General features: G+C 43.9%; 1 rRNA gene. It reads left to right on the forward strand.

Going from position 1 to position 301, the window contains the following annotated elements:
* Positions 1-100: 100 nt before the first annotated feature.
* Positions 101-301, forward strand: a 16S ribosomal RNA gene (locus tag HEQ50_RS12665); the annotation flags it as partial.

Raw genomic sequence — 301 nt, forward strand, 5'->3', positions numbered from 1 at the left:
AGGGCGGTTTGAATTTATTCAAACCCAAACAATATTTGCGAAGTCAATTCGCTTTTAAAAATGTAACAACAATCGATGAGCTATTCAAGCACATCATCTGTAAGATGAGAGTTTGATCCTGGCTCAGGACGAACGCTGGCGGCATGCCTAATACATGCAAGTCGAACGAGCTTCCGTTGAATGATGTGCTTGCACTGATTTTAACCATGAAGCGAGTGGCGAACTGGTGAGTAACACGTGGGTAACTTGCCCAGAAGCAGGGGATAACACTTGGAAACAGGTGCTAATACCGTATAACAAC

This window comes from Lactobacillus sp. HBUAS51381 (assembly GCF_012641095.1).
Taxonomy (GTDB): domain Bacteria; phylum Bacillota; class Bacilli; order Lactobacillales; family Lactobacillaceae; genus Levilactobacillus.